The organism is Bacillus sp. Bvel1 (assembly GCF_014872755.1).
GTDB lineage: Bacteria > Bacillota > Bacilli > Bacillales > Bacillaceae > Bacillus > Bacillus velezensis.
This window is the reverse complement of the sequence record NZ_JAAOBZ010000008.1, coordinates 847,570-873,054: the sequence shown is the minus strand read 5'-3', so window position 1 is coordinate 873,054 and position 25,485 is coordinate 847,570. Positions and strand designations below refer to the sequence as shown.

23 protein-coding genes and 1 riboswitch are annotated in these 25,485 nt (G+C 46.8%); of the genes, 15 read left to right on the top strand and 8 right to left on the bottom strand.

Annotated features, from left to right (window positions below; translation table 11 throughout):
- Positions 1-27: 27 nt before the first annotated feature.
- Genes HAP68_RS18760 through HAP68_RS18740 form a run of 5 tightly spaced genes read left to right on the top strand, consistent with a single transcriptional unit; the run spans position 28 to position 5,283 of the window.
- Entirely contained in the window at positions 28-1,044 is a 1,017-nt protein-coding gene (locus HAP68_RS18760) for an XdhC family protein (protein ID WP_024086015.1), read from the top strand.
- On the top strand, positions 1,041-1,661 hold the full coding sequence (locus tag HAP68_RS18755; RefSeq protein ID WP_015387461.1) for an NTP transferase domain-containing protein: 621 nt from the start codon (positions 1,041-1,043) through the stop codon (positions 1,659-1,661). The genes HAP68_RS18760 and HAP68_RS18755 overlap by 4 nt, the downstream gene beginning before the upstream one ends.
- A 5-nt stretch (positions 1,662-1,666) precedes the next feature.
- Positions 1,667-3,997: a xanthine dehydrogenase family protein molybdopterin-binding subunit gene (locus HAP68_RS18750; RefSeq protein ID WP_024086014.1), complete on the top strand. Its 2,331-nt coding sequence runs from the start codon at positions 1,667-1,669 to the stop codon at positions 3,995-3,997.
- Positions 3,984-4,826 (top strand): FAD binding domain-containing protein, encoded by an 843-nt coding sequence (locus tag HAP68_RS18745; RefSeq protein ID WP_024086013.1) that lies wholly within the window; start codon positions 3,984-3,986, stop codon positions 4,824-4,826. Before HAP68_RS18750 ends, HAP68_RS18745 begins: the two co-directional genes overlap by 14 nt.
- Positions 4,819-5,283, top strand: coding sequence for a (2Fe-2S)-binding protein (locus HAP68_RS18740; RefSeq protein ID WP_024086012.1), 465 nt, complete (start codon positions 4,819-4,821; stop codon positions 5,281-5,283). The genes HAP68_RS18745 and HAP68_RS18740 overlap by 8 nt, the downstream gene beginning before the upstream one ends.
- 53 nt (positions 5,284-5,336) lie before the next feature.
- On the opposite strand, the gene fbp is transcribed toward HAP68_RS18740, so the two are convergent.
- A complete protein-coding gene (gene fbp / locus HAP68_RS18735) occupies positions 5,337-7,262 on the bottom strand; it encodes a fructose-1,6-bisphosphatase (RefSeq protein ID WP_024086011.1) in 1,926 nt (641 codons plus the stop codon).
- A gap of 298 nt (positions 7,263-7,560) precedes the next feature.
- A riboswitch (glycine riboswitch) is annotated at positions 7,561-7,641 on the top strand.
- A gap of 146 nt (positions 7,642-7,787) precedes the next feature.
- On the opposite strand from fbp, the gene HAP68_RS18730 reads away from it, so the two are divergent.
- Entirely contained in the window at positions 7,788-9,134 is a 1,347-nt protein-coding gene (locus HAP68_RS18730) for an amino acid permease (RefSeq protein ID WP_024086010.1), read from the top strand.
- Positions 9,135-9,225: 91 nt separating this feature from the next.
- On the opposite strand, the gene ahpF is transcribed toward HAP68_RS18730, so the two are convergent.
- Together ahpF and ahpC are read right to left on the bottom strand one after the other, a co-directional pair.
- Positions 9,226-10,755: an alkyl hydroperoxide reductase subunit F gene (ahpF, locus tag HAP68_RS18725; RefSeq protein WP_007614902.1), complete on the bottom strand. Its 1,530-nt coding sequence runs from the start codon at positions 10,753-10,755 to the stop codon at positions 9,226-9,228.
- 13 nt (positions 10,756-10,768) lie between these two features.
- The gene (ahpC, locus tag HAP68_RS18720) at positions 10,769-11,332 is read right to left on the bottom strand and encodes an alkyl hydroperoxide reductase subunit C (protein WP_004393188.1); all 564 of its coding nucleotides are present in this window, start codon (positions 11,330-11,332) and stop codon (positions 10,769-10,771) included.
- Positions 11,333-11,631: 299 nt separating this feature from the next.
- Here ahpC and HAP68_RS18715 point away from each other — a divergent pair, with 299 nt between their 5' ends.
- Positions 11,632-12,318: a VOC family protein gene (locus HAP68_RS18715; protein ID WP_015387467.1), complete on the top strand. Its 687-nt coding sequence runs from the start codon at positions 11,632-11,634 to the stop codon at positions 12,316-12,318.
- Positions 12,319-12,354: 36 nt separating this feature from the next.
- Here the strand turns inward: HAP68_RS18715 and HAP68_RS18710 are convergent, their stop codons facing one another.
- The 3 genes from HAP68_RS18710 to HAP68_RS18700 form a co-directional block, all read right to left on the bottom strand.
- A complete protein-coding gene (locus tag HAP68_RS18710) occupies positions 12,355-12,810 on the bottom strand; it encodes an RDD family protein (RefSeq protein ID WP_024086009.1) in 456 nt (151 codons plus the stop codon).
- Between the two features lie 69 nt (positions 12,811-12,879).
- Positions 12,880-14,046, bottom strand: coding sequence for an MFS transporter (locus tag HAP68_RS18705; RefSeq protein WP_024086008.1), 1,167 nt, complete (start codon positions 14,044-14,046; stop codon positions 12,880-12,882).
- 80 nt (positions 14,047-14,126) lie between these two features.
- Positions 14,127-14,438: an ArsR/SmtB family transcription factor gene (locus HAP68_RS18700; protein WP_004393195.1), complete on the bottom strand. Its 312-nt coding sequence runs from the start codon at positions 14,436-14,438 to the stop codon at positions 14,127-14,129.
- A gap of 142 nt (positions 14,439-14,580) precedes the next feature.
- Here HAP68_RS18700 and HAP68_RS18695 point away from each other — a divergent pair, with 142 nt between their 5' ends.
- Positions 14,581-15,000: a DUF5391 family protein gene (locus HAP68_RS18695; RefSeq protein ID WP_004393203.1), complete on the top strand. Its 420-nt coding sequence runs from the start codon at positions 14,581-14,583 to the stop codon at positions 14,998-15,000.
- A 130-nt stretch (positions 15,001-15,130) separates the two neighbouring features.
- A complete protein-coding gene (locus HAP68_RS18690) occupies positions 15,131-16,351 on the top strand; it encodes an outer membrane protein assembly factor BamB family protein (RefSeq protein ID WP_184123324.1) in 1,221 nt (406 codons plus the stop codon).
- A 33-nt stretch (positions 16,352-16,384) separates the two neighbouring features.
- Here the strand turns inward: HAP68_RS18690 and HAP68_RS18685 are convergent, their stop codons facing one another.
- Positions 16,385-17,722 carry an aldehyde dehydrogenase family protein gene (locus HAP68_RS18685; RefSeq protein ID WP_004393206.1) on the bottom strand — a complete coding sequence of 446 codons (1,338 nt, stop codon included), beginning with the start codon at positions 17,720-17,722 and terminating at the stop codon, positions 16,385-16,387.
- Positions 17,723-17,863: 141 nt separating this feature from the next.
- On the opposite strand from HAP68_RS18685, the gene HAP68_RS18680 reads away from it, so the two are divergent.
- From HAP68_RS18680 to HAP68_RS18665, 4 genes are all read left to right on the top strand, one after another.
- On the top strand, positions 17,864-19,021 hold the full coding sequence (locus HAP68_RS18680; protein WP_024086007.1) for a TetR/AcrR family transcriptional regulator: 1,158 nt from the start codon (positions 17,864-17,866) through the stop codon (positions 19,019-19,021).
- A gap of 221 nt (positions 19,022-19,242) precedes the next feature.
- Positions 19,243-20,292 carry a Delta(5) desaturase DesA gene (gene desA, locus HAP68_RS18675; RefSeq protein WP_024086005.1) on the top strand — a complete coding sequence of 350 codons (1,050 nt, stop codon included), beginning with the start codon at positions 19,243-19,245 and terminating at the stop codon, positions 20,290-20,292.
- Positions 20,293-20,410: 118 nt separating this feature from the next.
- Positions 20,411-21,547 (top strand): sensor histidine kinase, encoded by a 1,137-nt coding sequence (locus HAP68_RS18670; protein ID WP_004393210.1) that lies wholly within the window; start codon positions 20,411-20,413, stop codon positions 21,545-21,547.
- The gene (locus HAP68_RS18665) at positions 21,544-22,143 is read left to right on the top strand and encodes a response regulator transcription factor (RefSeq protein ID WP_007407848.1); all 600 of its coding nucleotides are present in this window, start codon (positions 21,544-21,546) and stop codon (positions 22,141-22,143) included. Before HAP68_RS18670 ends, HAP68_RS18665 begins: the two co-directional genes overlap by 4 nt.
- Positions 22,144-22,200: 57 nt before the next feature.
- Here the strand turns inward: HAP68_RS18665 and HAP68_RS18660 are convergent, their stop codons facing one another.
- Positions 22,201-23,022: an SDR family oxidoreductase gene (locus HAP68_RS18660; protein WP_024086003.1), complete on the bottom strand. Its 822-nt coding sequence runs from the start codon at positions 23,020-23,022 to the stop codon at positions 22,201-22,203.
- A gap of 128 nt (positions 23,023-23,150) precedes the next feature.
- Here HAP68_RS18660 and HAP68_RS19600 point away from each other — a divergent pair, with 128 nt between their 5' ends.
- A complete protein-coding gene (locus HAP68_RS19600) occupies positions 23,151-23,399 on the top strand; it encodes a hypothetical protein (protein ID WP_024086002.1) in 249 nt (82 codons plus the stop codon).
- Between the two features lie 171 nt (positions 23,400-23,570).
- Positions 23,571-25,451 carry a molecular chaperone HtpG gene (gene htpG, locus HAP68_RS18655; RefSeq protein WP_024086001.1) on the top strand — a complete coding sequence of 627 codons (1,881 nt, stop codon included), beginning with the start codon at positions 23,571-23,573 and terminating at the stop codon, positions 25,449-25,451.
- Positions 25,452-25,485: the final 34 nt, after the last annotated feature.

Below are 25,485 nucleotides of genomic sequence, written 5' to 3'. Positions count from 1 at the left end.
TGATCAGGTAAAAGCGGGGGACATGAGATGGATGATATACACCGGATTTTGGATGTCATCGCCAATTCTAAGAAAGCTAAGGTACTGGCTACCATCATTAAAACAGAGGGGTCCGCTTATAAGAAAGAAGGGGCTTCGATGCTGATTTTAGGGGATAAAACAAGAGTCGGAATGTTATCCGCCGGTTGTCTGGAAGAAGATCTCGTTGAACGGGCAGAACAGGTCTGGGCTGCAGGACAGCCGTTGATTGTCCGCTTTGATATGAGCGCGGAAGACGATTTATCCTGGGGACAGGGCGTTGGCTGTAATGGTGTTTTGACGGTTTTACTTGAGCCTGTAAAAGGAGAATTGGAACGAAATCTGATGACAGTCAAGACATGCTTAGATGAAAAAAAGTCTGTGACCCGAGTGAAACGATTCACTGAAACGTTAGAGCCGAAGGAAGATCTGTATATCGCTGAAGACGGCAGCGTGTTTGGAACCGGGGATGTGATGGAACAAGGCCGTATTCAAAAACTGAGACAGATAGAAAAGGGAATCAAAAGGGATGAACATACATCTGATTTATTTTTTATCCATCAGATGGTGCCAAAACCTTGTTTATACGTCTTCGGAGCAGGAGAAGATGCGAGGCCGTTAGTTTCGTTGGCGGCTCGTGCGGGCTTTCATGTGACGGTGATTGACTGGCGTCCCGCCTTATGTCATCACGGCCATTTTCCTGAAGCCGGCCATTTGATAACGGGAGCGCCGGAAAAAGTCATGGAAGGCCTGAGCATGACAAAAAGGGATTTTGTTGTCATTATGACGCACAGCTTTCAAAAAGATCAGATCATTTTACATACAATAAAAAACGAGAATGTGTTTTATAAAGGCGTTTTAGGCCCCAGAAGGCGCACGGAGCGGCTGTTAGGCGGGGCAGAGATTCCGGCAGATATTCATTCCCCTATCGGCCTTCCCATCGGGGCACAAGGCCCTGAAGAGATTGCTGTAAGTATTGTCGGCGAGCTGATTCAAAAAATGCGAAAACAAAGGTCCCGCTTATGAAAACAGCAGCCATATACCTGGCAGCCGGTACAAGCAGACGCATGGGAACGGATAAGCGAAGTTTATTTCTCAATGGCGTTTCCCTTGGAAGTATGGCTCTTAAACATGCCTTGTTATCTGAATTAGATCATATTTTCGTTATTACGGGAAAGGGAGATTCACTGCATTGGCTTTCGGATTTTTTCTTTTTAGATCCCATGTCAAATAAGTGGAGCCAGGCAGAATGTGAGCAGGCGGGTAAGGGCCAAGGCCATTCTATACAATGCGGTGTAAAAAAAGCGGCAGCGTACGAGGCTGACGCCGTTATCATTCTCCTTGCAGATCAGCCGTTTGTCACCGCAGATATCATCAATACGTTAATTGATTCCTATCAAAAAGAGCGCCGTTATTCATTTATCGCCGCTGAAAATCAGCATCTTCCTATGCCCCCCATTTTATTCTCCAATCAATGTTTTCCAGTCTTGTATCAATTAAAGGGAGATCAGGGCGCCCGGCATGTCATCCGTGAAAGTATGATCAAGGCGGGAAAAATGATCAGCTTTCAAGACCCTTTGCTTTTTTATGACGTCGATACAGTTGAAGATTATAGGCTGCTGCTGAATAAATTCGGGGAGTGAATGAGTTGGAGTATATCGGGAAGAGTGTCATTCGGAAAGAGGCCCTTGAAAAAGTGACGGGTAAAGCGAAATATACGGATGATTTTCAAGAAACAGGGACGTTGCACGCAAAAATGCTGACCAGTCCATATGCTCATGCCGATATTGTGTCGATGGACTTTTCAGAAGCTTGGAAGATTCCCGGCGTGAGAGCGATATTGGGGGATGAACCTTTTCCGCTTGCAGGTGAGGAAATTAAAGACAGATCGCCGATTGCTTACAAAAGGGTCAGATACCATGGTGAGCCGGTTGCTGTTGTTGTTGCGGAAAATCCGATTACAGCTAAAAAGGCCGCGGATGCCATCAAAGTATCCTATAAACCTCTTCCCGTCGTCAATTCCCCCCGTGAGGCCTTTCAAAAGGATGCGCCGCTCGTCCATGAACATGCGGACCGCTATGAGAAGACAAAAGGTGTATTCCCGGTTCCGAAGACAAATATCGCAAACGTGGATAAGGTTAGAAAAGGAAATATTGAAGACGGATTTAGGGAAAGTGATGTGACAGCAGACTTCCAGATTTCCTTTAACCCTTCTGATCACGCTGCGATGGAGACAAGATGCTCGATCGCTGAAATTCGGGCGGATGAGGAGATTATCATTACCACATCCTCTCAAGCTCCTTTTGCTATTAAAAAATTAATGCAGTGGTATTTTGGAATTGAACCCGGAAAGGTTATCGTCAAAACGCCTTTAGTAGGCGGGGCGTACGGGGGAAAAGCAGCCGTTCAGTTAGAGGTGATTGCCTATTTGGCATCAAAAGCAGTCGGAGGCCGGCCCGTCAAATTGTTTAATACGAGAGAAGAGGATATGATCACATCTCCCGTTCATGTAGGATTGGATGCCATTGTCAAATTAGGGGCCACAAAGGATGGAATTTTAAAGGCGGCGGACATTCAGCTTTTATTTGATGGCGGAGCATACTCTGATAAAGGAGTGGACATCAGCCGGGCTGCGGTGGTTGATTGTACGGGTCCGTACGCTATCGACCATATATCGTGTGATTCATATTGTATGTATACAAATCATCCATATCCAAGTGCATTCAGAGGCTACAGCCATGCTGAAGTGTTATTTGCTTTTGAGCGGACGATGGATGTATTGGCGGAAAAGCTGAACATGGACCCGTTAGAACTTCGCTATAAAAATGCCATTCGCCCCGGTGACACCACACCGACTCAAGTTCTTCTCAATTCAAGCACGGTCGGAAATGTGCCGAAATGTATTGAAAGATTGAAGGAATTAATGAATTGGGACGAGGGACAGCGAATTGAAATAGACGGCCGGAAGATACGGGCGAAGGGGATCAGCTGTATTTGGAAAACCTCAACATTTGATACAAATGCAACGTCCGGAGTGATTTTAACCTTTAATCCTGATGGAAGCATTAATTTGATGTCAGGGATAGTGGAAATTGGAACAGGGACAAAAACAGTGCTAGCCCAAATCTTAGCGGAACGAATGAAAATGGATATAAGCAAAATTCACGTAAAAATGCTTGTAGATACACAAACAACACCCGAGCATTGGAAAACCGTGGGGAGCAGAGGGACGTTAATGGCCGGAAAAGCCGTACTGAATGCAGCGGAGGAAGCCATTCGAAAGCTGAAGGACGCGGCATCATGTGTGTTGCGGGTTCCTGTCGAGGAATTGGAAGTGGCCGACGGAAAGGTTTATTTTATAGATCATCCTTCTGTACATGTTGACATAAAAGACATTGCTTACGGATATACGTTTCCGAATGGAAATACCATTGGCGGCCAAATCATTGCGAGCGGCAATTACACATTAACCCGGATGACGAATTTAGACCGGGAAACGGGAAGAGGAAAGCCGGGACCCGAGTGGGCTGTCGGTGCTCAGGGAATTGAAGTTGAGTTGGATAAGCGGGATTATACGTATCGGATTACAAAAGCCTATTCTGTTGTGGATATAGGAACTGTACTGAATGAAAAAGCTGCAAGGGGTCAAGTGATGGGGGGGATGAGTATGGGAATCGCATTCGGAGGAAGAGAAACCTTTGTCTTTGATTCATATGGCAGAGTATTAAATCCTCAGCTTAGAACATACCGCCCCCTTCACTATGGAGAGCAGCCTGAATATATCATTGAATTTGTTGAAACCCCGCATGAGATTGCGCCTTATGGAGCGCGCGGCGGCGGGGAACACGGACTGCTGGGGATGCCGGCTGCATTGGGAAATTGCCTTTCCGCCGCTTTAGGTGTCCAATTGAATCAACTTCCTCTCATTCCCGAACAATTATGGAGGACGCAAGAGGGGTGGAAAGATGATACCGTTTGATTTTGACTATTTTAAACCGAAGACCATTCAAGAAACAATCAATCTATTTCACTCGCTTGCGGCCGAAAAGAAAACACCAATGTATTATTCCGGCGGCACGGAAATTATCACGTTAGGAAGGCTGAATATCATCTATACGGATGCGGTGATAGACATGAACGCGCTTCCGGAATTTCACGCCATCCGTTTTTATGAACGTTATCTGGTGATCGGAGCGGGCGTGTCATTAACGAAACTGGAGGAAGAAAATCCATTTCCGCTATTAAGTAAAACGGTAAGTGAAATAGCCGATCGGACGACTCGAAATAAGATCAGCCTGGGCGGAAACATTTGCGGGGGCATCTACTACCGTGAGGCCGTGCTGCCGTTGCTGATTTCTGATAGTTTGCTAGGGATTGCAGGGAGAGCGGGGATTCATTACCATCCTATAAATAAAGTATTTAACAAGGAAATACAATTGCGAAAAGGAGATTTTCTATTTCATATCGTTGTCGATCGAGCGTACGTTGACCTGCCGTTTGTCAGTATCAAAAGAAGACAGCAGTGGAATGTCGGGTATCCATTGGTGACAGTCTGTGCGCTGAAAAAAGATGATGAGATCAGAATGGCCTTCAGCGGCGTATGTCCATTTCCGTTTCGTTCTGCTGAAATGGAGGCTGTGCTTAACGATAAAAGCTATTCATTAGAAGATAGAGCGCGCAGGTCTTTACAGTATGTACCCAAACCCGTTCTTGATGATGCGGAAGGCTCAAGTGAATACCGAATATTTGTCTTGCAACATACAATTTTAGATGCCTTACGGGAATTAGAAGGAGGTCCAAATGTCTGATCTTATTACGTTGAAAGTAAATGGCGAGGAAAGACAGATGACGGTCAGACCGGCTGATACTTTGTTATTTGCTCTTCGTCTTCGTCTCGGATTAACTGGTGCAAAACCGGGCTGCTTAAATGGGGATTGCGGCGCCTGTACGGTATTAACGGACGGGGTGCCGATGAAACCTTGCTTAATGCTTGCGGCAGAAGGGGAAGGAAAGGACATTACGACAATTGAAGGACTGATCAATACGCCGATTCAAAAGGCTTTTATTGAAAAATTCGCGTTTCAATGCGGTTATTGCACACCGGGTTTTCTCATGAATTGTCATGCTTTAGTGAATACTGAGCCGAATGCAAGTGATGACACGATAAAAAATTGGCTGGAGTCCAATATTTGCAGATGTACGGGTTACAGGGAGATTGAAGAAGCGGTTAAATCCGTTTTACGTACAGGGAAAGGGACTCATTAGTCCGTAACCGTAAAAAAAAGAGCCCAGAGAATCATCTCTGAACTCCATATTCTTCACTTCATATACCGATACTCCCGCAGTTTCTCCAAAATCGCCACTTCTTTCATCAGTTCTTCACCGACGTTTGTTTCTTTTACTTTCTTCCGCTCCAGCTCTTTGTCGACTAATCGTTTCACTGTTAAGACGTCGGTTCCGGTGCTCAGCACTTCGGCCTTGGAGTTAAAGTGTTTATGGGCGACGAGCTGCATGCCGTAGGAATTGTATAAGAGCGTGTAGCCGGCGATGCCTGTTGTGGATTGGTAGGCTTTGGAGAAGCCGCCGTCGATGACGATCATTTTTCCGTTTGCCTTGATCGGATCTTCGCCTTCGATTTCTTTTACCGGTGTATGGCCGTTGATGATATGGCCGTGATCCGGATTGAGGCCGAATTCCTTCAGGATGTTTCGGCAGGTTGCCTCGTCTTCACGCAAATAGTAATACGGGTTTTTCTTTTCTTTATGCGTTTCCTTCTCTTTAATGAAATACCGCTCAAAGGTTGTCATGGCCCGTTTTCCGAAGAGGGAGGAGTATTCGCCTGTCCATAAGTACCACGTCATATCTGTCGCCAGATCATCGGTTTCTTCCGGATGGGCAAACGCTTCCCGTAAGAACCGTTCAAATACATCGAGCAGCTCACGGCCCGCATAAGCTTTATCCTCTATCATCATCGTTTCCATGCTGCCGTTTTCATCGACGGGAATACAGCCGTGAATCAACAGGTTGCCGTTATATTTCAGATACAGGCTGCCTTTTTTCATCATAAAATTCATATGGCGGCCCAGCTTTTCGGAGTGCTGGACAGAAAACAGCAGCTTGTCCATGACTTCTGCTTCTTCTTCTAGCAGCTCGTCAGGCTGTTTGGGATTCACCGTCGCAAAGCAGGTGTTTTCCAGTTGATACGTTTTTCCGTTCAGCGTGATTTCATTGCGGTCATAATCGATCTTTTCCAGTAACAGCCGTTCCTCCATATTAAAGTTTGGCCGTCTCTTAATAATCGGGCTCTCAAGCTTGAATTGGATCATCGCGATCGCCTGATGAATTTTTGTGATTTGTTTAATCTCATCTTCCGGTCTGTTTTCGTCCGCTTTCGGGCGGAAAGACGGGTTATCATCGTAATATTTTTCGGCAAGGTTCAATAGCGGTCTCAGATTGATGCCGTAAACGTCTTCAATAATATCCAGATTGTCATAGCGGGCACAGATGCGGATAATATTTGCCAGGCATACTTTTGAGCCGGAATAAGCGCCTATCCAGAGAACATCATGATTCCCCCATTGAATATCCACTGAATGATAGTTGATCAGTTCTTCCATGATTTTATCCGGCTGCGGTCCGCGGTCATAAATATCGCCGACAACATGCAGATGGTCGACCACCAATCGCTGCGTGCTGTAGGCAAGACCGGTGATCAGCTTATCGGCCTGGCCGAGCGCAATGATCTGTTCTATGATTTCGGAGTAGTATTGTTCCTTGTTGGCGGCTTGTTCTGTTTTGTACAGCAGCTCTTCGGAAATATAAGCAAATTGGGCGGGCAGTGCTTTGCGCAATTTGGAGCGGGTGTACTTGGAAGAACAATAAGAAACGAGCTTAATCATCCGATGAATCGTTTCTTTATACCACTCGTTTAATACCTCTTTCGTATCAAAGCCATGTTTGATCAGCTTCAGTTTGTCTTCCGGGTAATAGACCAAAGCCGCCAATTCATCAATTTCTCTATCGTAAATGACGCCGCTGAAAATATCGCGGATCTTCTCTTTTACTCTTCCTGAACCGTTCCGCAGCACGTGCTGGAATGCCTGATACTCCCCGTGCAGATCACTGACGAAATGCTCGGTTCCTTTCGGCAGGTTCAGTATCGCTTTCAGATTAATGATTTCCGTGACCACTTTTTCTTCACAATCGTATTTTTGTGCGAGCAGATCTAAATATTTGGTTTCCAATCTCGTCCATCCCCTTTTTATTTACGAGCAATTGTATGATAAAGTGAATTTAAAGTATGACATAATGTTTAAATGATTAGACCTTATATGATAGTACCGCATAACGCCTTTTTGAGACAATGAAAACGGAAGATACGGCGCTTCAGGCATCAAAAATTGGACCGGGATAACGCTGTGAGCGTATACCCCTGTTGACAATGCATTCAACTTTCATTAAAATAAAAAGTTAGCTGATAGTTATTTCTATCGGAAACTCAATACGTAGCAGGCTATGATTGCTGTGGGTCGCACTACAGCAGGAGCGGCTTCTGGAGAGACCGCGGGTTTTCCGCGGCGCCGAAGGGTTCACAATCTCAGGCAAAAGGACAGAAGAGTACCGAATATGTATTTGTCATGCTGTTGATTGTCAGCGGCGCAAATATAATTTGATATTCTTATGACCATGAGATTGGAGGGCATCCAATCTCTTTTTTTTATTGGCTTTTTTTGCTCGTCGTTCACTAGAGAGGTAAGGAGGAGTCAGATGTGGAGCAGCGAGAGCTAAAGAGGGATCTATCGAATCGGCACGTGCAGCTGATCGCTATTGGCGGCACGATCGGCACCGGATTGTTTTTAGGGTCCGGTAAGGCGATTCAGCTGGCGGGTCCTTCTATCATCTTTGCGTATTTTATTGTAGGTATTGCGCTTTTTTTCGTCATGAGGGCGCTGGGAGAACTGCTGTTATCTAAAGCGGGGTACCAATCATTAACGGATATAGCCGAGGCGTATTTAGGGCCGCGTGCAGCGTTTGTCACTGGCTGGACTTATTGGTTTTGCTGGATTATGACGGCTATGGCGGATGTGATCGCCGTCGGTGTGTATGTGAAATATTGGTTTGATATTCCGCAGTGGATTCCGGCACTTATCTGTTTGCTCATTTTATTAGGGCTTAATCTGTTAACGGTTAAGATTTTTGGAGAATTGGAGTTTTGGTTCGCCTTAATTAAGGTAGTCACGATTCTCGCGTTAATTGTCATCGGGGTGGTTCTGCTGGTGATTGGGTTCAAAACGCATACCGGAACGGCTTCAGCGGCGAATCTGTGGGAGCACGGCGGCTTGTTCCCGAACGGATTTTCAGGCTTTTTGCTTTCATTCCAGATGGTGATCTTCGCCTATGTCGGTGTGGAATTAGTGGGTGTGTCGGCGGCGGAAACGTCAAATCCGAAAAAAAATATTCCGTCCGCTATCAATAAAATTCCATTGCGGATTTTATTTTTCTACGTCGGGGCATTGCTCATTCTTTTATGTATTAACCCGTGGATGCAGCTGAATGCAACGGAAAGTCCATTTGTAAAGACCTTCAGTCTGGTCGGCATTCCGTTAGCCGCGGGAATCATTAATTTTGTCGTATTAACGTCTGCCGCTTCTGCTTGTAACAGCGGGATGTTTTCAACAAGCCGGATTCTGTATAACTTAAGCAAAACGAAACAGGCGCCGGCAAGTTTTGCGAAGCTGAATAAAAATCATGTGCCGAGCCGCGCGTTATGGATATCGGTTATTGTGCTGTCAGCGGGCGCTCTTTTAAGCAAATTGATACCGGAAGCGGCCTTTGGCATCGTGACAACCATCAGCGCGATCTGTTTCATTTGGGTGTGGGGCGTGATTCTTGTCTGTCATATCAGATACAGGAAAACCCGTCCGGACTTACACGCAAGCTCGTCTTTCAAGGCGCCGTTTGCGCCGTTTATCAATTACGCCGTGCTGGCGCTGTTTGCCTTCATTCTGGTGATTATGCTGTTTGCGGATGCGACGCGCCCGGCTTTGCTGCTGACGCCGCTGTGGTTTATTGGATTGTTTCTTATCTATCGGGCGAGAGGGAGAAAGACAGATTGAATTACTTCAGACGGTGTACTGCTATGCAGTATGCCGTTTTAATATAAAAAAAGCGCTATCCTGCCGTGTAAGCAGGGTAGCGCTTTTTACATTAATTCCGGATCAAATAATCAAATGCGCCTAAAGCGGCAGTTGCACCTGATCCCATGGAGATAATGATTTGGTTGTACGGGCCGTCTGTGCAGTCCCCTGCGGCAAATAGGCCGGGAACGCTTGTCGCGCCGCTCTTATCGACGATGATTTCGCCGATGCGGTTGCGTTCGACGGTTTCGTCTAACCATTCTGTATTAGGCACGAGACCGATTTGGACGAATACACCTTGGAGTTCAACGTGTTTTTCTTCGCCTGTTTCACGGTCAACGAACGTAATGCCGTTTACGTTTTGGTCGCCTGTGATTTCTTTCGTTTGTGCATTTTTGTGCACAGTGACGTTCGGCAGGCTGTAAAGACGTTTTTGCAGGACTTCGTCTGCTTTCAGTTCAGGCGCGAACTCCAGCACAGTCACGTGATTGACGATACCTGCAAGGTCAATCGCCGCTTCGATTCCGGAGTTTCCGCCGCCGATAACGGCTACGTCTTTGCCTTCAAATAATGGTCCGTCACAGTGCGGGCAGTATGCAACACCTTTGTTTTTGAACTCTTGCTCACCAGGTACGTTGACATTGCGCCAGCGGGCACCTGTTGAAAGGATCACTGTTTTACTTTTCAGTACAGCGCCGTTTTCAAGTTCAAGTTCGAAGAGGTCTTTTTTCTCAAGGCGTTTCGCGCGCTGAAGGTTCATGACGTCAATATCATAATCTTTCACGTGCTCTTCAAGGCTTGCAGCGAGCTTCGGTCCTTCAGTCGCTTTGACGCTGATGAAGTTTTCGATGCTCATGGTGTCGAGTACCTGGCCGCCGAAGCGTTCAGCGACGACACCGGTGCGGATGCCTTTACGCGCCGTGTAGATCGCCGCGCTTGCGCCGGCAGGTCCGCCGCCGACAACAAGAACGTCAAACGGCTCTTTGTCGGCAAACTCAGACGCATCTGCGCCGCTGCCCATTTTCGCGAGAATCTCTTCGATGGTCATACGGCCGCTTCCGAAAGATTCACCGTTTAAGAAAACAGTCGGAACAGCCATGATGTTTTTGCTTTCTACTTCTTCTTTGAATGCCGCGCCGTCAATCATTGTATGTGTGATATTCGGGTTGAGCACGCTCATCATGTTTAATGCTTGGACGACATCAGGGCAATTGTGGCACGTCAGGCTGATATAAGACTCAAAGCGGTATTCTCCGCTGATGTTCTTAATCTGGTCAATGACCTTTTGATCAGCCTTAGGCGCTCTGCCGCTGACTTGAAGCAATGCCAGCACTAATGATGTAAATTCGTGGCCGAGAGGAACACCGGCGAATGTAACGCCTGTGTCTTCTCCGGTACGATTAACGCTGAAGCTCGGTGTTCTGTTTAATTCAGTTTTTTCAACTGAAATTTTAGATGACATGGAAGCCAGTTCGTCAACGAGAGCCAGCATGTCCTTAGAAGTGTCATCGTCACCGGCGCTTACTTTGAGAACAATGTCGTTCTCAATTAGCTGCATGTATTGATTTAATTGTGCTTTGATATTTGCATCAAGTACCAATGGAATGCACTCCTTAGATTTTACCTACCAAATCAAGGCTAGGTGTAAGTGTTTCGCCGCCTTCTTCCCATTTAGCCGGGCAGACTTCACCTGGGTTTTGACGAACGTATTGAGCTGCTTTTACTTTGTTTACTAGGTTGCTTGCGTCACGGCCGATACCGCCTGCATTGATTTCAACTGTTTGGATAACGCCATCAGGATCGATGATGAATGTTCCGCGGTCAGCAAGACCAGTTTCTTCGTCAAGAACGTCGAAGTTGCGGGAGATCGTTTGAGATGGGTCTCCGATCATTGCGTAAGTGATTTTGCCGATTTTTTCAGAGCTGTCATGCCAGCCTTTGTGTACGAAGTGAGTATCTGTAGAAACAGAGTATACTTCAACACCTAATTCTTTCAGTGCAGCGTATTGTCCTTGAAGATCTTCAAGTTCAGTCGGGCAAACGAAAGAGAAATCCGCTGGGTAGAAGCAGAAAACGCTCCATTGACCTTTCAAATCTTCGTTTGTTACATCGATGAATTCACCGTTTTTGAAAGCTTTTGCTTCGAATGGCAGTACTTCTTTTCCGATTAAAGACATAATATCTTCCTCCTGAAATGTGATTTGAAATATATTAAAAAGACAAAGCATTCACTTTATCTTTCAATAATAATTCTAATTATATATAGATTATTAAATAACATTTATTTTTTGTCAAGCTATATGGGGTATTATTTTCTGCTTTTTTTGCTTCAGACGTTAAAAAACGCCTGGTATAAGCGGTTTGGCGCTGTTTGTCATGTTTAGCGCCGGGCGAAAGGGGGATTCTCAATTGGTGAATCGAAACAGTAGGAAATCAACCCCTCTATATGGCAGTATAAACCAAAGGGGGTATGATCATGCAAATAAATCACATTACTTTGTACAGTTGTGCGTTGGAGGAGACGAAACACTTCTATGAACGGGTGTTAGGTTTTCCTTTAATTGATGAGTCCGGTGATTCGTTTACCATCAAGGCGGGAGAAAGTGAGTTGGAATTCAGGCGCGCCGATTCTCACTCTCATCCGACGTATCATTTCGCGTTTAATATTCCGAATAATCGTTTTGATGAGGCGAAGGCGTGGATAAAGGATAAAGTCGTTTTTCAAACGGAAGATGGGGAGGATGAGGTGTATTTCACTCATATTCAGGCGCGTTCCTTTTATTTCAAAGATCCGTCCAACAATCTGGCGGAATTCATAGCGAGAGACACATCGCCGGAAAGCGCGGAACGTTTTTCGATTGAGTCCGTCCTGAATATCGGCGAGGTGAATCTGACGGCTGCCGAGGTGGTATCGACGGGGAAGGAGCTGCAGCGTCTCGGCATTCCGGTGAGAAAGCATGCGCCTCTTAGTGAAAACGGGTTTCATTTTATGGGTGATTACAATGATGGGGCGTTTTTGCTTTTAGGGCCGAGCGGCCGCCGCTGGATTTTTTCTGATCAGCATGCGGAGTTCCATCCGCTGTCTGTCATTGTGAACGGGACGATCCGCATTGAGGCTGACGGAGAAGGCAGCATTGACATCAGGCGGGCACAGCCGTCATAAAAAAGCCCGGGCTCAAAAGGCCCGGACTTGGGGACATTATTTATAAACAAACCGGGTGCTGCACATGATGTCGTGCAGCGTTTTTTTCTCTCCGAAGGCACCCATGATGAATCCGATATAAAGAATGAGCTTGGATATGATATAGGCGAAAGCGCGTCCGAAGGCCTGGCCGATGGAAATGCGTCCGCCATCTTCATTGACGACCTTAAGGCCGAGCAATGCTTTTCCCAGGGTCCCCTGCATCTTTGAGGCTGTGAGCAGGCTGAAATATAAGATGCTGATCACAATAGAGCTCACAAGAATCGGAATGACGCCGAACACCAGAAAAGAGATGTTAAACTGATTTTCGGTCATGAAGGGGTCAGCCGCCGCAACGCCTGCCGCAAATAAAAAAGAGACCATAAATTGAATGATAAAAATCGGAATTCCTATGATGATTTGATCAATGACGTAAGCCAGAAACCGAATCCAAAATCCTGCCGGTCTTTCCATGTATCTTTTTCTCTCCCTTGCTTTAATCTGGAATATTATACGTAATCATTCCGGATTTTGCAATGGAGCTTAAGCTTCTGCGAGCAGCCTCTTTCCCCATGCCAAGCGTCCCATGATCAGCCCGAAAGCCAGAAGGGCAAACATGATGCCGCACCACATCAGCTGATGGATTCCCAAATGTGAAATAAACCAGCCGCCCGCCGCCGTTCCGATGGTGATGCCGAGGTTGGAAAAGGAGACAAACAGGCTGTTGCCGAATTCGGGCGCCTCCTTTGCTTCCGCAGTAAGCCATGTCTGGCTGACAATGAGACCGCCGGAATGAACGGCGCCCCATACGAAGACGAGGACGGCCATCGGCGCGAAAGACGTCCCAAACCCGTATATGAGCAAGTAGGCGGCTGTATAAAGAAGCGGAAACAGGATGACGGTCTTTTTCATATTTTTATATAACAAAGCACCGAAGACGAAATTCCCGGCTATCATAATCACCCCGAAACTCATCAGCATGAAGCTGACCAATGTGCCGATCATATGGGACACCCGCCCGAGGTACTCCGCAAAATAGCTGTAGACAGAAAACATGGCCGCAAAGAGACAGGTGACGGCAGCGATATTGAGCCACAAAGCCGGTTTGCGAAGAATGCCGAGCTGGCTACTGAAAGACATTTTTTCTGTGACCGGCATGGATGGCAAAAAGAGAAGAATGCCCGTGAACGCGATGAGACTGATGATAGCGCCGAATAAGAAGGCGGCTTCAAGAGAGAGACGATCCGCCAGATAAGACGTGAAAGGCACGCCGAACGCAAAGCCGGCGGTGATGCCTGAAAAGACTTTCGTTACGGCTTTTCCGGATTGGCCGGCGGGGACAAGCCGGGCCGCGGCCGCAAGCGCTACAGAAAAGAACACCGGGTGGCATAAAGCCGGAATGATCCGAAACGCCAGCATGACATTGAAATGCGCCGTATACGCGTAGACCGCATTTGAAACGGCAAACATCAGCACCGCTAAAAGCAGAATGTATTTCCGGTTTATACCTGAAGCAAGCAAGGTCAAAAACGGTCCCGACACAGCGACGATGAACGCGAAAATACTGACAAGCCACCCCGCTTTTGAAGCAGAAATATGAAATCTGTCCGCCACTTGCGGAAGAACGCCGATAATGCCCATCTCGGTCGTGATAATCCCGAAAACCCCTAGTGCCAAAAATAGAATGAAGATGGAGCTGCTTTTTTTCATTGTTATGTATGCCTCCTTTTATTTAACTACATATACAGAAAAATAGATATGTTAGAACAAAAAAAGCCCTCCTTTCATGGTTATAGCTGGTGCTGGACATAGTCAGCAAAGGCTTTAATTTGTTTTTCATTTCTTCTGTAATAGGTCCACTTTCCGATTCGTTCGGATTCCAGCAGGCCGGCTTTTTGCATCGTCAGCAGGTAGCTGGAGATGACGGACTGCGCAAGCCCTGACTTTGCCTGAATATCACCGACGCAAATTCCGGTGCGGAAACTGAGTCCCTGATCAAGATAAGGTCTTTCATTAAAATGGTCTTCCGGGTGTTTAAGCCACGTCATAATATCACTTCGTGTTTTGTTAGATAACGCTTTATGAATCAATATCGGTTCCATAACGTTTATTATATCTATTTTTCTGGATTTGTAAATTCGTTTTTGACAAAACATTCTCAAATTAAGTAAATATCGTGCTAAAATATAACATATTATCAGATTACCGGTAAAAAAGCCGGGTTATTGTCAGGAGGATATTCACATGAATCAAAAGAAAAAAGGTGCGGTTGCGGTGACCTTGCTTTCCGCTCTGATGTTTTGTTTATTGCCGGTCCTCGTCTCGCTTTCTCCGCTTGCAGAAACGGGGCCGAACGCGAATCGTTTTAATTCCGCGGGCATGTGGGCCGCCGTCGGTCAGATCCTTGTTATATATGCGGTCCCGCTCATTATGTATATTCTCGGTGTTCGTGGCATGAAAATCATCATGGCTGTTTTTTGCGGGATCGGGCTTATCATTTGCGCGGCTGTCTTGTTGGTGGCGTTATTGACCGCAATTTCCTTAGGGCAGGAGCTGTCTCTTTATTACGGTCTTTTCGTTTGGTCAGGCGCGGCTTTCATCGTCAATGTGGTGTGGTATATTGCCGCGTTTCGATCATCCCCGAAGCATCAGCAGGCTATGTGACATTTGTTCTATAAATCTACCGAAAATACAAATATTTCATAGGATGATTATGGTATGATGAAAGTGGTATAGCAGTTTTTAATAGAAACGGGAGGAACTGACATTGAAAAAAAAGACAGCTTCATTGCGAATGAAAACATTGGCGGCCGGCGCTGCGGTTGCTGCGGCTTTATCTGTGGGGGCGGTTTCTGATCTGCCGGGGGCAAAATGGCTGCATCCGGCGGCTGCTCAAGCCGCGGAAACGGTATTTAAACAAAATCATGCGGCATCCGGTTTCTTGGCGGGACGGTATGACGCGCAGGCGATGTCTCCGACGATGTTCAACTGGTCAAGGGAAAGCCGGTTTACAAGCACTGCCGATGGCGCGTTAAAATGGGAAAAGAATGTTCCGGCCACCCCTCAAAACGGTGCGGGAGCCGCGGTTGACGGGGACGGCACCGTATTTATTCAATCAAAAGACGGGAAGCTGATGGCGTATCATCCGGACGGTACTGTGAAATGGGTGACGGAAAACCTCGGGACGACCTATACGCTGACTCCGGTGCTCGGAACAAACGGTGTCATTTATCTTCCTTCTCACGATAAAAAACTGTATTTCATCGACAAAGAAACCGGAAACATTTTAACATCGGTTCCGCTGAGCGGAGCGCCGAGTTCCGATGCGGCTATCGGCTCTGACGGCACGCTGTATGTGTCGACGCTGGATAACTATATCTATGCGATTAAACCGATGTCGCCTTCGACATGGACGCAAAAGTGGAAATTTAAAACAAACGGCGTGGTCGGCTCCGCTCCCGTGTTAGCATCAAACGGCACTCTGTATACGGCAACGTACAATAATATCTTTTACGCGATCAATTCCGGAACGGGCCAAGTGAAATGGTCAAAAACGACGTCCAACGGGTTTAAAGGTTATCCGGTTATTGATAGAGACGGCACCGTTTACGCCGGAAACCAGGACGGCAACTTATACGCCTATACATCAACGGGTGCTGTAAAGTGGACGTTCCCGTTAAACGGTTTCTCCAGCTCTTCATTAGCGATCGACCATAACGGCAATGTGTATATCGGTTCGGGAAGCGGCGAGCTGTTTTCCATCAGCAAAACCGGTAATATGAACTGGTCTTTCTATACGGACGGGCCTGTGAGAACGGCGCCGCTGATTGATGCGGACGGCAATGTGTACTTCGGCTCTGACGATAAAAACGTCTATGCGGTTGACGCTGACGGCAATGAAAAATGGCGCTATCAAACAGACAGCAATGTCATTTCCTCCCCGGTTCTGGCTGAAGACGGCACGCTTTATGTCGGCACTTATACGAAACTGCTCGCATTCGGGGCAAAAAAATAATAAAAAAGAATCCGCGCACGCGGATTCTTTTTTTTATTTAGAGGCTTGAATGAATACGCCTTTTTCATGAGAGAATTCTTTAAAGCCGTACACACCGTGATATGAACCGATCCCGCTCGTATTGACACCGCCGAACGGAAGGTTGACGTCAGTGAAATGAACGACGACATCATTGACAGAAGCATTGCCGGACGTCGTATGCTGCAGAACATAATCGATCAGCTCCTGATTATGGCTGAATACATACAAGGCAAGCGGCTTGTCCCGTTCAGTGATGTAATCAACGGCTTCACTGATATCTTCGTAATTCATAATCGGCAGAATCGGTGCGAAGATTTCTTCCTGCATGATCTTCATATCAGGCGTGACGTTTGTCAGCACGGTCGGAGAAATCGTGCGGTCATGAGCATCGAATACGCCGCCGAACGCCGTTTTTGCCCCTTTTTCAATGGCATCATCATACAGGGCTTTGACACGGTTAAAGTTGCGGTCATTGACAATCTGCGTGAATTTGTTGCGGTCAACCGTATGATCATCCTCCATAAAACCTGCATTGACAATGGTCTGCAGGAGATCTGTAAAGGTGTCCTGTACATCTTCCTTCATAAGGAGATAGTCAGGGGCGATACATGTTTGCCCCGCATTGACAAATTTGCCGACGGCGATTTTTTTCGCCGCGTCCATCAAATCATAGCCGCTGTCGATGATCGTCGGGCTCTTTCCGCCAAGCTCAAGCGTGACGGACGACAAATGCTTCGCCGCTGCCGTCATGACGATTTTACCGACATTCGTGCTTCCGGTGAAGAAAATGTGGTCAAACGGCTGGTCGAGCAGTTCTGTCGCGACATCGACCTCACCTTCAAAAATGGCGACTTCTTCTTCGTGAAATGCCTCGCGAATAACTGTCGCGGCGATATGGCTCGTCTCCATCGTAAAATCGGACAGCTTCACAATCGCGCTGTTTCCCGCCGCAATGGCAGCCGCAAGCGGAGCCATCGTCAGCATAAACGGATAATTCCATGGGCCGAGAATTAAGGTAAGGCCTTTTGGCTCGTACATTAATACGCCGTCAGCGTCGGGGCTGACGGATGAGCCGACGCGTTTCGGCGCCATCCAGGTGTCGAGATTGTTCATATTATCTTTAATCGCCTTGATCGTTCCCTGCGTTTCCGCTCTTTTCACCTCATGATAAGGCTTGCGGACGTCCCGTCTGATCGCCTCGATGATTTCTTCTTCATGTGCGGTGACGGCATCTAAAAAGCGCTGAAGCTTTTCTCTGCGCTGCCCGGCTGTTGAAGCACGCAGCGTTTTTTGATTTTTTTTCTGAAGCGCAAAGACGCGTTTGATGTCTGCTTTTATATGCTGATCCATCGGTTTTCCTCCTCTGGTTGCTTTTTTATTTCTTCAGGGCCTATTATAATGTGATGTGTTTTTGCGGCAAAGACAGCGTAAACGCATCTATACGTTACCGTACAAATTGCCGTGATCTGTCTAATGAAAGGAGTGTCTCTTATGCCGGATTCTATGACAAATGACATCAAACAAGCGCTTTTGGCCATGCTTGGAGAGCGGGATATCCGCCGTGTGACCATGAAGGACATCGCCGAACGGGCGCACGTGAGCCGGGGGACACTGTACCTTTATTACGAAGATAAATATGCGATTTTAGAGGATATAGAGGAAGAAATGAAAGACGGGCTGAGCGAAGCGCTGTATGATTCGCTGAAGAATAAAGATGTGCTTCATTTACAGGGCGGATGGCAAAAAGTGCATCCGACACTGTCTTTTGTTGACCGGCACCGGGTGTTTTTTCAAACGATGATGGACCGTCATAAAATGCCGTATTTTCACGTTCATGCTTTTTTAAAAGATGTGTTCCGGCATGATGTGCTGCTGTCACCGGTCAATGCGGATTTCTCACCGACTGAACAGGATATGTACATTCATTACCGCGCGTTATACACATATGCCATTGTGTTGTACTGGCTGAATGAGGAGCCCGGGGCATCCCCGGAAGAAATCAGCGGACAGGTGTGGGATTTGATTTCTCAAAAACGGTTTTACTGGCTGTTTGGCCGCCGGGTGCCGGAACAAGAAGAAAAAAAGCCCGCCGACCGCCGGGTGACAAGGACGAGGCAGGCCTTGCAAGAAGCCATGATCGGCTTAATGGCGGAAACAAAAGAGTACGCGGCGATCACGATTTCCGATATTGCCCGTCAAAGCAACCTCCGCCGTGCCACTTTTTATGACCATTACGCCAACAAAGAAGCATTGCTGAAAACGATCATCCATCAATCATGCCGGGATCTGATCGGATTATTGACGGTAAAAGGAGATCCTGCCGACTGTTCCGTGGAAGAAGCGGAAGCCGCGCTCGTCCGGCTCTTTTCGGCGCTGTCCGGCGGCCTTCCGCTCGTTCATTTTCTGAGAGAGGGTTCAGGAGTGCCTGACGTCATCCCGGAAATGTTCAGAGCGCTGCAATCGTTTTATCTTCATCAGCCTCTGCACATTCAGGCGGGCAAAAAGCTCTATGCATACTATGTCGCGTCCATGCTCGTCGGTCTGATTCAATATCGTCTTCATGAAGGAAAAGACCACGCGCCGGATATGCTGGCCCGGGAGTTTCTGCAGTTTTTGGATGTGAAGAAGTATCGGGTGATTTTGCTGTGAGGATGATGAAAAAGAACTCGGCCGAAAACAGGCCGGGTTCTTTTTTGCTGTTTTCTTTGAGAAGTGCAGATATGAAAGAAACCTTCCATATGACGCCTGATCAGCATTCTGCCGCCAAACATGACAAATGTCATATTCGGGGCATGATGGCTGCTACTACAACCGCGTCGGGCGCCCCGTTATACTTGAGGTCATAATGAAAAAGAAGGGACATGACATTCATGATCAATCACGCCGCAACTCAAAAACAAGCGTCTTTAAAAAAGCAGGTTGCCGCATTTTCCGGCGCCGATACAAAGCATAGTATCATTCAGCTTTTCAACACGTTTGTGCCGTTTTTTGCCCTTTGGTTTCTTGCTTACTTCAGCCTCAATGTCTCCTATCTTCTGACCCTCGCCTGTACTGTTATAGCAGCGGGATTTTTGACAAGAATCTTTATTATTTTCCACGACTGCTGCCACCAATCCTTTTTCAAACAAAAGAAGCTGAACCGGCTGTTCGGGTTTATTTCAGGTGTGCTGACACTGTTTCCGTTCCTTCAATGGCAGCGAAGCCACTCCATTCATCATGCGACAAGCAGCAACTTAGATAAACGGGGCACCGGCGATATTTGGATGATGACCGTCAAGGAATATAACGAAGCGTCAGCCTGGACAAAAATACGCTACAGACTTTATCGCAATCCGTTTATTATGTTTATTCTCGGCCCGATTTACGTATTTCTGATTAAAAACCGTTTCAATGTAAAAGGCGCCCGCCGCAAGGAGCGCTGGAACACCTATTTCACGAACGCGGCGATTGTCTTATTGGCTGCTGCGACGTGCCTGCTTCTCGGCTGGGAAAACTTTTTGCTTGTTCAGGGTCCGATTTTCCTTATTTCGGGGTCAATCGGCGTCTGGCTCTTTTATGTTCAGCACACGTTTGAGGATTCTTATTTTGAAGCCGATGAGCATTGGGATTATGTGCAGGCCGCGGTAGAAGGAAGCTCCTTTTACAAGCTGCCGAAGCTTTTGCAATGGCTGACGGGCAATATCGGCTACCATCATGTCCACCACTTAAGTCCGAAAGTGCCGAACTACAAGCTGGAAGCCGCTCATGAGAGACATGAGCCTTTAAAAAACGTACCGACCATTACGCTTAAAACAAGTCTTGAATCCATGAAATTCCGTCTGTGGGATGAGGACGAAAAGCAGTTTGTCAGCTTCCGGGAGGCGCGGAAAACATCGGCGCCCCATCCGGTGCCGAAAGAACCTTTAAAGAAAAATGCCTGATACGGCGCACGGCTCTTTCTCTTATCAGAAAGAGCCTTCTCTTCATGCGTGAGGGTGCAATGAGGGCGGTGTTTTGATAAAGTGATGGTAGACACAAGCAGCAGAAGGTGGAACAAAGATGAAGAAGTATTTTAAATTTCAAAAACTGAACGGGATTTCTCCTTATATATGGACGATTTTTTTCATCCTGCCTTTTTATTTTATTTTTAAAAGCTCTTCTACCTTTGTCATCGTGGCCGGCATCATTTTCACGCTCGTTTTCTTTGGCGCATACCGCTTTGCATTTGTTGCAAAAGGCTGGCCGCTTTACTTATGGGCGCTTCTTCTGATCGGCATTTCGACCGGCTCAGCCATGCTGTTCAGTTATATTTATTTCGCCTTCTTTATCGCCTACTTCATCGGCCATATCCGAGACAAAGTTCCATTTTACATCTTATATTACATTCATATCATCAGTGCGGCGGTTGCCGTCAACTTCAGCCTTGTTCTGAAAAAAGAGTGGTTTTTGACACAAATTCCGTTTATCGTCATTACACTGATCAGTGCCATCCTGCTTCCGCTCAGCATTCGAAGCAGAAAGGCACGGGAGCGCCTTGAGGAGAAATTAGAATATGCAAATGAGCGAATTGCCGATCTTGTGAAGCTGGAAGAAAGGCAGCGCATCGCCCGGGACCTTCACGATACACTTGGACAAAAGCTCTCCTTAATCGGACTGAAAAGCGACCTTGCCCGAAAGCTGATATATAAGGATCCTGAACAGGCCCGCGCTGAGCTGAAAAGCGTGCAGCAGACGGCCCGCACTTCCTTAAATGAGGTCAGACAAATCGTCTCATCGATGAAAGGCATCCGATTGAAGGATGAGCTCGGCAATGTTCGGCAAATTCTTGAAGCGGCAGGAATTGAATTTGTGTATGAAGAAAAAGAAGCGCCCAAACATATCTCTTTGCTGAACGAAAACATCGTCAGCATGTGCATTAAAGAAGCCGTCACCAATGTCGTGAAACACAGCGGCGCAAAAGTATGCCGCATCACCATTCAGCAGCTTTGGAAAGAGGTTGTCATTACGGTAGAAGATGACGGCAGCTTTCAATGCAGAGAAGACCGCTTTTTTTCAAAGGGGCACGGCCTGCTTGGAATGAGGGAACGTCTTGAATTCGCAAACGGCAGTTTAGCCATCGATACAGCCGCCGGAACAAAGCTGACCATGAGAATCCCGAATGATTCAAAATCAAAAGAAAAGGATGGTAGCAGATGATCAACATCTTCATTGCCGAGGATCAGCAAATGCTGCTCGGCGCACTCGGTTCGCTGTTGAATTTAGAAGAGGATATGACGGTTGTCGGCAAAGGCACAAGCGGCCAGGATGCCATCGATTTCGTGGAAAAACATGCGCCCGACATCTGTCTGATGGATATCGAAATGCCCGGGAAATCAGGTCTTGAAGCGGCAGAAGAACTCAAGGACAGCGGTGTGAAAATCATCATTTTGACGACCTTTGCCCGCTCCGGCTATTTTCAGCGGGCGCTAAAAGCAGGCGTCAGCGGGTACATGCTCAAGGACAGCCCGAGCGATGAGCTCGTCAGCGCCATCCGCAGCGTCATGAAAGGGAGACGCGTCTATGCACCTGAATTAATGGAGGACATTTATAGTGAAGAAAACCCGCTGACCGAACGGGAAAAAGAGGTGCTCGAGCTTGTCGCAGACGGAAAAAACACGAAAGAAATCGCAAACGCCCTCAGCATCAAAAGCGGCACAGTCCGCAATTACGTTTCGATGATTCTGGATAAACTAGAAGTGAAAAATCGAATTGAAGCCATTACCCGATCAAAGGAAAAGGGCTGGTTTAAGTAACCCGCCCTCAGCTTGTTCAGCCAGTGTTTTTGCACTGGCTTTTTTTATTATCTATCGTCACTCCGTCTCTTCCTTCCACTTCTTATCAATCAGCATTTTCCCCGGCCAAGTGTATGCCATGATGCCGCCGTCTGCGGTGATGTCTTCTCCCGTGACGTAAGAGCTGTCGTCTGAAGCGAGGAAGAGCGCGACAGCCGCCATTTCTTCCGGTTTTCCGAGCCGGCCGAGCGGCGTGATCCATTTGTTGGCTTCACGGAACGCCTCGCCCATTTCGTCTTCTTTCGTGCCTGCCAATTTATCAATGAGCGGCGTTTCAATTGTACCCGGCGATAAGGAATTGACGCGGATTCCGCTTCTGGCGTAATCAATGGCCATCGCTCTCGTCAGGTTCGTGATTCCGCCTTTTGCGGCGTTATAGCCGGAACGGTCAAGGTCTGCGGCCCGGCCGGACATGGAGGAGGTGTTGATGATGGAGCCTCCTTTTTCGAGCATGAGCGGAATCAGGTATTTGCTGCACAGAAATGTGCCGCGCAGATCGACGGCGATGATCCGGTCAAAAAGCTCGATTGGGTATTCATGGACTTTGCCGCCCTCTTGGTCAACACCGGCATTGTTAAACAGAATATCAATTGTTCCGTACCTTTGCTGAATGCCGTCCGCAAAAGACTTTACGTTTTCTTCGTCTGATACATCAAGGTGAAAGGCTTCTGCTTCTCCGCCGTTTTTTCTGATGGCGCTGACGGTTTCATTCAGTTCGCTTTCATTGATGTCACCGCAGATCACGCGGGCGCCTTCATCGGCGAAAACCCGTGCCGTCGCTTGTCCGATGCCTGTCGCGGCCCCTGTGATGATTGCGGTTTTGTCTGTTAATCTTCCCATAATGCGATTCCTCCTTTTTCTATATCTGTTCCCGCTGAATAGGGGGATAAACATACGGAGGTTTGTTTCTAAATACCTATTAAATATGTTGATATTATGTATATACATCATTGGGAGGTTTACATATTTTGAAGATACAGCATAAAAAGGAGATAGCGTTTTATTGTTATGCCATTGTTCCTATGCGATTTGTGATTTACACCGTTATCTCTATTCTGTTTCAGGACATTACGTTTCCTCTCACTGTAAGAAATGTTCTGCATGAGTCTTTGCGAAACTTGGGATCTCTTATCTTATTTAGTTTGTTTTTCTACCCGTCATACATATGGATGAAGAAGGAATTCGGCCGCCGGAAAGAAGCAGAGAGGAGAGGATGATCAACATTCTCTCTTTTTTATTGATAAAATGGGTGAAATGAATCCATTAACATGTTAAATTTACAATATATGCATCTGCTAATCCTAGTTGACAATTGTCACTGTATATGATAAATAGATGCTGAAAAGATTTTACATAACATCAAAGCATAATTAAAGGAGAGATCTGAAGTGCGGAAAAAAAAGTTTAAAGCAGAATCCAAGCGATTGCTGGACATGATGATTAACTCCATTTACACGCAGAAGGAAATTTTTCTCCGCGAGTTAATTTCCAACGCGAGCGATGCGATTGACAAAATCTATTACAAGGCGTTAACCGATGATTCATTAACGTTTGATCAAGACAATTACTATATAAAAGTGACGGCGGACAAAGAAGCGAGAACGCTCACCGTCACAGATACCGGTATCGGGATGACAAAAGACGAGCTTGAACAGAATCTCGGCACGATTGCGAAAAGCGGTTCACTCGCTTTCAAGCAAGAAAATGACTCGAAAGACGGCCATGACATTATCGGCCAGTTCGGCGTCGGATTTTATGCGGCGTTTATGGTGGCTGATAAAGTCACGGTGAAAAGTAAGGCGCTCGGCAGTGACGAGGCGTATGTATGGGAGTCGGAAGGGGCTGCCGGCTACACGATCGCGCCGTGTGACAAGGAAACCGTCGGTACGGAAATCACCCTGAAAATAAAAGAAAACACAGAAGATGAAAGCTATGATGAGTTTTTAGAAAACTACCGCATCAAAGCGATCGTGAAAAAGTACTCTGATTTTATCCGCTACCCGATCAAAATGGAAGAGACGGTCAACAAGCCGAAAGAGGGCAGCGAGAACGAATTTGAAGAAGTTCAGGAAGAACAGACGGTCAACAGCATGGTTCCGATCTGGAGAAAAAACAAAAGCGAGCTGACGGATGAGGATTACGAGGCTTTTTACGCCGAGAAGCATTACGGTTTTGATAAACCGCTGACCCACGTGCATATCAGCGTCGATGGAGCGGTGCGCTACAATTCGATTTTGTTTATTCCGGAAAACATGCCGTTTGACTATTATACGAAGGAATTCGAAAAAGGATTGGAGCTGTATTCCAACGGCGTGCTGATCATGAACAAATGCGCCGACCTGCTTCCGGATCATTTCAGCTTTGTAAAAGGCATGGTGGATTCTGAGGATCTGTCGCTGAACATTTCCAGAGAGATGCTGCAGCACGACCGCCAACTGAAGCTGATTGCGAAAAACATCAATAAAAAAATCAAAGCCGAGCTGAAGAGCCTGCTGAAGAACAAAAGGGAAAAATACGAATCTTTCTATGAATCTTTCGGCAGACAGCTGAAATTCGGCGTCTATAATGATTTCGGCGCGAATAAAGACGTCTTAAAAGATCTGCTTCTCTTCTATTCATCTAAGGAGAAAAAGCTCGTCACTCTGGACGAATATGTGTCCAGAATGCCTGAGGATCAAAAATATATCTATTACGCGTCCGGCGATTCATATGAGCGGATTGAAAAGCTGCCGCAAACTGAAATGGTGGCGGACAAAGGCTACGAAATTTTATATTTCACGGAAGATATTGATGAATTCGCGATCAAAATGCTGACAAGCTACGAGGAAAAAGAGTTCAAATCCGTCTCAAGCGCCGACTTAGGCATCGACAGTGACGAAGATGATAAGCAGACTGAAGCCGAAGAAAACGTATATAAAGACCTGTTCGAAAGCATGAAAGAGATTCTTGCGGATAAAGTCAAGAATGTCAGAGCCTCAAAACGCTTAAAATCTCATCCGGTCTGCTTTGCGACAGACGGCGAAGTGACGATCGAAATGGAGAAAGTGTTAAACGCCATGCCTGACAGCCAGCAGGTCAAAGCGGAAAAAGTGCTGGAAATCAACCCGAATCACGAAGTGTTTGAGACGTTAAAGAACGCGCACGGACAAGATCGGGAAAAGCTTGCTTTATACACAAACCTGCTGTACAATCAGGCGCTTCTGATTGAAGGGCTGCCGATCCATGATCCGGTCGAGTTTACGAATGATATCTGCAAAGTCATGGTATGACGCCAAAAAGGAATCGCCCAGCGGGGGCGATTCC

Excerpts from the sequence above, each read along its gene's own strand:
- HAP68_RS18760 (WP_024086015.1), top strand. The coding sequence starts at position 28 with ATGGATGATATACACCGGATTTTGGATGTCATCGCCAATTCTAAGAAA.
- HAP68_RS18700 (WP_004393195.1), bottom strand. The coding sequence starts at position 14,438 with ATGGAACCGATATTGATTCATAAAGCGTTATCTAACAAAACACGAAGT.
- HAP68_RS18715 (WP_015387467.1), top strand. The coding sequence starts at position 11,632 with ATGCAAATAAATCACATTACTTTGTACAGTTGTGCGTTGGAGGAGACG.
- HAP68_RS18665 (WP_007407848.1), top strand. The coding sequence starts at position 21,544 with ATGATCAACATCTTCATTGCCGAGGATCAGCAAATGCTGCTCGGCGCA.
- HAP68_RS18685 (WP_004393206.1), bottom strand. The coding sequence starts at position 17,722 with ATGGATCAGCATATAAAAGCAGACATCAAACGCGTCTTTGCGCTTCAG.
- HAP68_RS18680 (WP_024086007.1), top strand. The coding sequence starts at position 17,864 with ATGCCGGATTCTATGACAAATGACATCAAACAAGCGCTTTTGGCCATG.
- ahpC (WP_004393188.1), bottom strand. The coding sequence starts at position 11,332 with ATGTCTTTAATCGGAAAAGAAGTACTGCCATTCGAAGCAAAAGCTTTC.
- desA (WP_024086005.1), top strand. The coding sequence starts at position 19,243 with ATGATCAATCACGCCGCAACTCAAAAACAAGCGTCTTTAAAAAAGCAG.
- HAP68_RS18690 (WP_184123324.1), top strand. The coding sequence starts at position 15,131 with ATGAAAACATTGGCGGCCGGCGCTGCGGTTGCTGCGGCTTTATCTGTG.
- HAP68_RS18660 (WP_024086003.1), bottom strand. The coding sequence starts at position 23,022 with ATGGGAAGATTAACAGACAAAACCGCAATCATCACAGGGGCCGCGACA.
- HAP68_RS18670 (WP_004393210.1), top strand. The coding sequence starts at position 20,411 with ATGAAGAAGTATTTTAAATTTCAAAAACTGAACGGGATTTCTCCTTAT.
- HAP68_RS18740 (WP_024086012.1), top strand. The coding sequence starts at position 4,819 with ATGTCTGATCTTATTACGTTGAAAGTAAATGGCGAGGAAAGACAGATG.
- HAP68_RS18710 (WP_024086009.1), bottom strand. The coding sequence starts at position 12,810 with ATGGAAAGACCGGCAGGATTTTGGATTCGGTTTCTGGCTTACGTCATT.
- HAP68_RS18695 (WP_004393203.1), top strand. The coding sequence starts at position 14,581 with ATGAATCAAAAGAAAAAAGGTGCGGTTGCGGTGACCTTGCTTTCCGCT.
- HAP68_RS18705 (WP_024086008.1), bottom strand. The coding sequence starts at position 14,046 with ATGAAAAAAAGCAGCTCCATCTTCATTCTATTTTTGGCACTAGGGGTT.
- HAP68_RS18745 (WP_024086013.1), top strand. The coding sequence starts at position 3,984 with ATGATACCGTTTGATTTTGACTATTTTAAACCGAAGACCATTCAAGAA.
- HAP68_RS18755 (WP_015387461.1), top strand. The coding sequence starts at position 1,041 with ATGAAAACAGCAGCCATATACCTGGCAGCCGGTACAAGCAGACGCATG.